Here is a 7546-nt window from a genome sequence, read left to right on the forward strand (position 1 = left end):
CTGCGCCGGTACTGCCACGTCGGCACCGGCAACTACAACCCGAAGACCGCGCGGATCTACACCGACCTGGGCCTGATCACGTGCGACCCGGACGTCGGCCAGGACCTGACGCGGCTGTTCAACCAGCTCTCGGGCTACGCGCCGAAGTCGCGGTTCCACCGGCTGTTGGTCGCCCCGCGCTCCGTGCGCTCCGGGCTGATCGAGCGGATCGACCGCGAGGCGGAGGCCGCGCGCGCGGGCCGGCCGTCCTGGATCAAGCTCAAGGTCAACTCGATGGTCGACGAGGAGACCATCGACGCGCTGTACCGGGCATCCCAGGCGGGCGTGCCGGTCGACCTCTGCGTCCGCGGCATCTGCGCGCTGCGCCCGGGCGTGCCGGGGCTGTCCGAGACGGTGCGGGTGCGGTCGATCCTCGGCCGGTTCCTGGAGCACTCCCGGGTGTACGCGTTCGCGGCGGACGCCGGCGTGACCGAGGAGGTGGCCGACATCGGCCGCGAGGGCGGGACGCTGCTCCCCGGCCCCGAGGTGTACATCGGGTCGGCCGACCTCATGCACCGCAACCTCGACCGCCGCGTGGAGGCCCTGGTCCGGCTCTCGGACCCCGACCAGGTGGCCGAGCTGGTCGGGCTGCTGGACGAGTCGATGGCCGACGAGACCTCGTCCTGGCACCTCGGCCCGGACGGCGCCTGGACCCGCCACTCGCAGGGGCCGGACGGGCCGCTGCGCGACCTGCAGTCGACGCTGATCTACCGCCAGCGCCGCCGCCTGGGCTCCGGCCGGTGAGCGCCGGGCCGACCGCGCTCGTCCGCGCGGCGGGCGCGCTCGTCTGGCGGGTCCGGCAGGGTCGCCTGCAGGTCGTGCTGGTGCACCGCCCGCGGTACCGCGACTGGTCCTGGCCGAAGGGCAAGCTCGAGGCGGGCGAGCACGTGACGACCGCCGCCGTCCGCGAGGTGGAGGAGGAGGCCGGTCTCGAGATCGTGCTCGGCCGGCCCCTGCCCGGGCTGGAGTACAAGCTGGCCGACGGCCGGCGGAAGCAGGTGCACTACTGGGCGGCGCAGGTCGCCGGGCGCCCGGACCGCCCCGCGGTGCACGCCCGCCCGCCGGCGGCGCACGCCTCGCGCGACGAGATCGACGCGGTGCGCTGGGCGGACGCGGACGTGGCGCGCAAGCGGCTGACCCGGGAGGACGACCGCATCCCGCTGGACGCCCTGGTGACCGCGCACCGGGCGGGGACGCTGGACACCCGCGCGGTCCTCGTCGTCCGGCACGGCCGCGCCAAGAGCCGGGCGTCCTGGAAGGGCGAGGAGGGCACGCGCCCGCTGACCGACGTCGGCCGGCTGCAGGCCGGGGCCCTGGTGCCGGTGCTGTCCGCGTACGGCGTCGCCGACGTGGTCACGAGCCCGTGGCTGCGCTGCTGCGCGACCGTCGAGCCGTACGCGACGGCGGCCGGGCTCACCCCGGACCGCCGGGAGCCGCTCACCGAGGCCGAGCACGCCGACTCGCCGGAGAAGACCGCCGAGGCGGTGGCCGCGGTGCTGCGCACCGGGTCCGACCTCGCGCTGTGCACGCACCGGCCGGTGCTGCCGACGGTGCTGGACGTGGTGCGGGCGCACGCGCCCGCGGTGGTGCGGGACCGGCTGCCCGCCGAGAACCCGTACCTGCGGCCGGGCCAGGTCCTGGTCTGCCACGTCGTGCGGCCGGACCGCGGCGCCCCGGACCGGGTGCGCGTCGAGGACGTCGAGCTGCACACGCCGCTGGGCAGCTGACGCCCGGCCGGTCCCCGCACGACGACGGCGCGCCACCCCGCGAGGGGCGGCGCGCCGTCGTGCCGCGCGGGGGCGGGGTGCCTCAGACCGCGGCGCCCTCGAGCGTCCCGGTGACAGGCTCTTGGACCATGAGGATGCACTGCACCTCGCGGTCGCCGTCCGCCCACGAGACCTCGCTCGGGGTCAGCGGGCCGGCGCCGATCGTCGAGGTCTCGTAGGCCATGCCCACGAACGGCTCGAAGGCGTCGTAGCAGAACTGCTCCGCCTGGGTGTCGATGTCGGCCGGGTACTCGTCGCCCTTCAGGCGGGTCTCGGCGTAGACCTCGCCGTCGTGCGGCTCGCTGCACGGGACGGTCGGCAGCGACTCGACCTGGGTCTCGGTCACGTCGGCCACGTTGAGGCAGTCGCCGACCTCGAGGGAGAAGACGTTCACGTCGGCCGCCTCGGTGATCTCGCCGGACGCCTCGTCGCGCTGGCCGTCGCCCGCGCCGCAGGCGGACAGGGCGAGCGCGGCGCCGGCCGCCAGGGACACAGCAGACATCCAGCGCAGGGTCAGGTTCTTCGCAGTCATGGGACGAGTGAAACGCCTGGCAGGGGCGATGTCCAGTTCGTCCCCGTTCGGGAACGTTCGGGACGCCCCGGCCGCCCCGACCCCGCCCGGGCCGCGCTCAGTTGAGGAAGGGGCTCAGCGCGAAGTAGACGAGCGCCGCGACCGCCGCGGCCGCCGGGATGGTGAGCACCCAGGCGACGCCGATGTTCTTCGCCACGCCCCAGCGGACCGCCGACAGCCGCTTGGTGGCGCCGACGCCCATGATCGCCGAGGTGATCGTGTGCGTGGTGGACACCGGGGCGTGCAGCGCGAACGCGTTCACGTAGAGCACCACCGCGGAGACCGACTCCGCGACGAAGCCGCGGGCCGGGTCCAGCTCGATGATCTTCCGGCCCAGCGTGCGCATGATGCGCCAGCCGCCGGAGTAGGTGCCGAGCGAGATCGCCGTGGCCGCCGCGAGCTTGACCCACAGCGGGATGCCCGCGTCCGGGTCCGCCCAGCCGACGGTGAGCAGCGCCATGAAGATGACGCCCATGGTCTTCTGCGCGTCCTGCAGGCCGTGGCCCAGCGCCATCGCGGCGGCCGAGACGGTCTGCGCCAGGCGGAACCGGCGGGTGGTCCGCGACGGGGACGCGTTCCGGATCAGCCACAGCAGGCCGACCATCACGAGGAACGCCAGGAAGAACCCGATGAGCGGCGAGAAGACCATCGGCAGGACGACCTTGTCGACGATCGCGGAGCCGTAGATCATCAGGCCGCCGGCGAGGCCGGCCCCCACGAGGCCGCCGATCAGGGCGTGCGTCGACGAGGACGGCAGGCCGAGCCACCAGGTGATGAGGTTCCACACGATCGCGCCGACGAGCGCGCACAGCACGACCACGAGGGCCTGGTGCGGTGAGGCGTCGCTCAGGTCGACGATCGAGGTCGCGATCGTCTCCGCGACCTCGGTGCCGAGCAGGGCGCCGGTGAAGTTCATGACCGCGGCCATGAGCAGCGCGGCCCGCGGCGTCAGCGCGCGCGTCGACACCGAGGTGGCGATCGCGTTGGCCGCGTCGTGGAAGCCGTTGGTGTAGTCGAAGCCGAGGGCCAGGGCGACCACGACCACGACGAGCGCGAGTTCCACCGGGGCTCAGGACTCCTTGAGCGCGATGGTCTCGACCATGTTCGCGACCTTCTCGAACGCGTCGGCGGCGTCCTCGAGCTTCTCGACGACCTCCTTGAGCTTCATGAGGAGGATCGGGTCGGTGATCTCGTCGAACATCTGCGCGAGCAGCTTGCGGTGCGACTTGTCGGCCTGGTTCTCGAGCCGGTTGACCTCGACCCAGTACTCGGCGAGGTTGTCCATCGACCGCAGCCGCGGCATCGCGTCCGCGGTCAGCTCGGCCGAGCGCTGCAGCACCTGCACCTGGTCGGCGACCCGCGGGGGCAGCTCGTCGATCTTGTACAGGACGATGAGGTCGGCGGCCTCCTCCATGAAGTCCATGCAGTCGTCCAGCGCGGACGCCAGGCCGTAGATGTCGTCCCGGTCGAACGGGGTCACGAACGTCTGGTTCAGCCGTCGCATGATCGAGTGGGTCGCCTCGTCGGCGAGGTGCTCGGCCTCGCTCATCTGCTTGGCGAGCGCCTTGCGGGTCGCGCGGTCCGCGCCCAGCAGCTCGGCCAGCAGGTTGGCTCCGGTGACCAGGTGCGCCGCCGACGCGGCCAGGAGGTCGAAGAACGAGGTGTCGCGCGGGGTGAGGCGCAGGCGCACGAGAGGCTCCGCAGGAGAGGGGCTTGGTCAGGCACAGGCTAGGGCAGCCGCGGGGTGAACTCACAACCCCGCAAGTGAACCCAGGGTGAACGCACAGCGTCTCCACCCTGACGCACGGCCGCCCGGCGCGCGCGTGGGACGGAGGTCACACGGCGGGGCCGGGCGGGAAGGGTGAGGACGCCGGACCGGGAAGCGCCTCTCGGCGCGAGGCCGCTCGGAGCGGCTTGAGTTGGAGCCCGGGGCTACCGCGGCCCGGCGTCGGGTTCGAGTTTACGCGCCGACGCGGGCCACGTCCTGGGCGGGCCGGGTGAGCATCGCCACGGCCGCCGCGGGAACAAGCCCGCCCGCCCTCACTCCAGCGAGCCGGACCGCCACAGGTGGGCCGCCTGCTCGAGCTCCTCCGCGGTGCGGACCAGCGACCCCGCGCTCCGCGTGAGCCGGGCCGAGGCGTCGTCGCCCGTGAGGTCCAGGTGGTCGGCGTCGAAGGCCGCGCCGGTCGCCAGCACCCGGCAGAACGCCGCTCCGCGCTCGAGGGTCACCGCCAGGTCGCCGGTCCACACGCCCGACAGCACGGCGTCGAGCAGCACGCGCAGCTCCTCGGGCCCGGGCGGGCTGACCACGCCGACGACGACGTGGTGCACCGGCGCCGCGTCGAGCCCGAGGCGGTACCGGTCGGCCAGCGTCGCCGGGTCCCGCCGCACCCACTCGCGCAGCACGTACAGCCGCCACAGGGTGCCGGGCAGCGTCGTCGCCGGGCTGTCCGACCACAGGGCCGCGACGACGTCGAGCCCCTCGGTCTCGACCAGCCTGACCAGGCGCTCGACCAGCGCGGGGTCCTCCTCGCCCTCCGCCCGGCCCCGGTGCACGATCGCCGCCGCCGTGGTGTGCGCGACCTGCGACCGCAGCGCGGGGTCCATGTCGCCGGGCAGCTGGTCGGCGTCGCGCGGGTCGAGCATGGCGGGGCGGCGGAACCGCGGGCGGTCGTGGGAGGTCACCCGTCGATTGTCCGCCGGATCGGGGCACGCGTCGCGGCCGGCCCGCCCCGGCGCGCGGACCGCCCGCCCGGTGGGTTACGGTTCCCGCCGCACGTCGCCGCCCCGCCTTCCGGGTGCGGGATGTGCCGCGCGGGTGAAAGGTGAGAACGCCTCGACCGGCGCCCGACGACGTGCTCCGGCCCAGGTGTTCTCTTCGCAGGACGAGCGGAGCAAGGAGAAGCGTCATGGCCGAAGGCAGTGCCCGACCCTCGACGGGGAGGCACCCGTCGCACAACAAGGCGATCGGCCTCGCGGTCGCCGCCGCGGTCGGCGGGTTCCTGTTCGGGTTCGACTCGTCCGTGATCAACGGCGCGGTCGACGCGATCGAGGGGGAGTTCTCGCTGGCCCCGACGGTGACCGGCCTCGTGGTCGCGGTCGCCCTGCTGGGCTGCGCCGTGGGTGCCTGGGCGGGCGGCAAGCTCGCCGACCGGTGGGGCCGCACCCGGGTGATGGTGCTCGGCGCCGTGCTGTTCTTCGTGTCGTCGATCCTGTCCGCCATCGCGTTCAGCGCCTGGGACCTGGTGATCTGGCGCGTGATGGCCGGCGTCGGCATCGGCATCGCGTCGGTGATCGCCCCGGCGTACATCGCCGAGATCGCCCCCGCGGCGCTGCGCGGCCGGCTCGGCTCGCTGCAGCAGCTCGCGATCACGCTCGGCATCTTCGCCGCCCTGCTCTCCGACCAGCTGCTGGCGGAGGCCGCGGGCGGCGCGGCGGAGGAGCTGTGGCTGGGCTGGGAGGCCTGGCGCTGGATGTTCCTGGTCGCCGTCGTGCCCGCGGCGGTCTACGGCATCCTCGCCCTGCGCATCCCCGAGTCCCCGCGCTACCTGGTCGCCCAGGGCCGGCGGGACGAGGCGGTCGCGGTCCTCGAGGGCGTGCTCGGGGCCGACGAGGACCCGCGCGAGCGCGTCGCGCAGATCGAGAAGACGATCGAGAAGGACAAGGCCCTCGAGTCGCAGGCGACGCTGCGGGGCCCGCGGTTCGGCCTGCTGCCGGTGGTCTGGGTCGGCATCCTGCTGTCGGTCTTCCAGCAGTTCGTCGGCATCAACGTGATCTTCTACTACTCCACCACGCTGTGGCAGGCGGTCGGCTTCGACGAGAGCCAGTCGTTCCTGGTCTCCACGATCACCTCGGTCACCAACGTGGCCGTGACGTTCATCGCGATCGCCCTCATCGACAAGGTCGGCCGCCGCCCGATCCTGCTCACCGGCTCCGCGGGCATGACGATCTCGCTCGCGGTCATGGCGCTGGCGTTCACCCAGGCGTCCGGGTCGGGCGACAACGTGTCGCTGCCGTCGCCGTGGGGCCCGATCGCGCTCGTCGCCGCGAACGCGTTCGTCGTGTTCTTCGGGGCGTCCTGGGGCCCGCTGGTCTGGGTGCTGCTGGGCGAGATGTTCCCGAACCGGATCCGCGCCGCCGCGCTGGGCGTCGCCGCGGCCGCGCAGTGGATCGCGAACTTCCTCATCACGGTCACGTTCCCGCCGCTGCTCGACCAGTTCGGCGCCACCGGGCCGTACCTCATGTACGCGATCTTCGCGGGCCTGTCGTTCTTCTTCGTGCTCGGCAAGGTCCCGGAGACCAAGGGCGTCGAGCTTGAGGACATGGAGGACCTGCCCCCGGCGCGCCGCCGCGAGGCGCGCGCCTGACGCGCGCGTTTGCCAGCGGCCGAGCCCCTCGCGGAAACTTCGCGGGGGGCTCGGCCGTTCTCACGACGGCCGTCATCGCTCGAAGGGACACGCTGTGGGAACGCCGCACGACCACGCCGACCGGACCGACGCCGCGCCGGGGGTGACCCGATGAGCGCCGCGCTCGCCGCGCACGACGTCTGGGCCGGCTACGGCGGCGCCGCGGTGCTGCAGGGCGCGAGCCTCTCGGTGGCCCCGGGCGAGACCGTGGGCCTGATCGGCCGCTCCGGCGCCGGCAAGTCGACGCTCGTGCAGGTGCTGCTCGGCCGGCACAAGCCGACCCAGGGCCGCGCGACGTACGGCGCCCGCCCGGTCACCAAGATGTCCCGCAAGGAGACCAAGGCGTTCCGCTCCACCGTCCGGGCCGTGCACCAGGAGGGCCTGGTCGGCGTCGACAGCCGCACCTCGGTGGCCAAGGTGATCGAGTCGACGCTGAACGACTCCCGCAAGGCGGGCCGCGCGACCGGTCTGCAGCCGGAGGACGTGCTGGCCCGGGTCGGCCTGGAGCCCCGGTTCCTCTCCCGGACGCTGCACTCGCTGTCCGGCGGCGAGAAGCAGCGCCTCGCGCTGGCCGACGCGCTCGCCACCCGGCCCGAGATCCTCGTGCTCGACGAGCCCGCCACCGCCCTCGACCCGGCGCTGCGCGAGGCGGTCGCCGACCAGGTGGCCGCGCTCGCCGCGACCGGCGTCGGGCTGCTCGTCGTCTCGCACGACCTGCGGCTGGTGGACCGGCTCGTCGACACGGTGCACGTGCTCGGCGAGGG

7 protein-coding genes and 1 pseudogene are annotated in these 7546 nt (G+C 73.8%); 4 read left to right on the top strand and 4 right to left on the bottom strand.

The window, feature by feature from the left end; genetic code table 11:
- Positions 1-783: pseudogene (locus VER05_RS02140) on the top strand (RNA degradosome polyphosphate kinase); the annotation flags it as partial.
- The gene (locus VER05_RS02145) at positions 780-1766 is read left to right on the top strand and encodes an NUDIX hydrolase (RefSeq protein WP_324843755.1); all 987 of its coding nucleotides are present in this window, start codon (positions 780-782) and stop codon (positions 1764-1766) included. The pseudogene VER05_RS02140 and the gene VER05_RS02145, both read left to right, overlap by 4 nt.
- Positions 1767-1848: 82 nt before the next feature.
- On the opposite strand, the gene VER05_RS02150 is transcribed toward VER05_RS02145, so the two are convergent.
- The 4 genes from VER05_RS02150 to VER05_RS02165 form a co-directional block, all read right to left on the bottom strand.
- Entirely contained in the window at positions 1849-2337 is a 489-nt protein-coding gene (locus tag VER05_RS02150) for a septum formation family protein (RefSeq protein ID WP_324843756.1), read from the bottom strand.
- A gap of 97 nt (positions 2338-2434) precedes the next feature.
- A complete protein-coding gene (locus VER05_RS02155) occupies positions 2435-3439 on the bottom strand; it encodes an inorganic phosphate transporter (RefSeq protein ID WP_324843757.1) in 1005 nt (334 codons plus the stop codon).
- A 6-nt stretch (positions 3440-3445) separates the two neighbouring features.
- Entirely contained in the window at positions 3446-4066 is a 621-nt protein-coding gene (locus VER05_RS02160) for a DUF47 domain-containing protein (RefSeq protein WP_324843758.1), read from the bottom strand.
- Between the two features lie 350 nt (positions 4067-4416).
- Positions 4417-5022, bottom strand: a complete 606-nt coding sequence (locus VER05_RS02165; protein ID WP_147797069.1) for a hypothetical protein — start codon at positions 5020-5022, stop codon at positions 4417-4419.
- Between the two features lie 263 nt (positions 5023-5285).
- On the opposite strand from VER05_RS02165, the gene VER05_RS02170 reads away from it, so the two are divergent.
- Both VER05_RS02170 and VER05_RS02175 read left to right on the top strand, forming a co-directional pair.
- Positions 5286-6743 (top strand): sugar porter family MFS transporter, encoded by a 1458-nt coding sequence (locus VER05_RS02170; protein WP_324843759.1) that lies wholly within the window; start codon positions 5286-5288, stop codon positions 6741-6743.
- Between the two features lie 150 nt (positions 6744-6893).
- Positions 6894-7546, top strand: a 653-nt coding sequence (locus tag VER05_RS02175; protein ID WP_324843760.1) for an ABC transporter ATP-binding protein, incomplete at its 3' end; no start/stop codon positions are given.

This window comes from Cellulomonas sp. (assembly GCF_035634735.1).
Classification (GTDB): domain Bacteria; phylum Actinomycetota; class Actinomycetes; order Actinomycetales; family Cellulomonadaceae; genus Cellulomonas.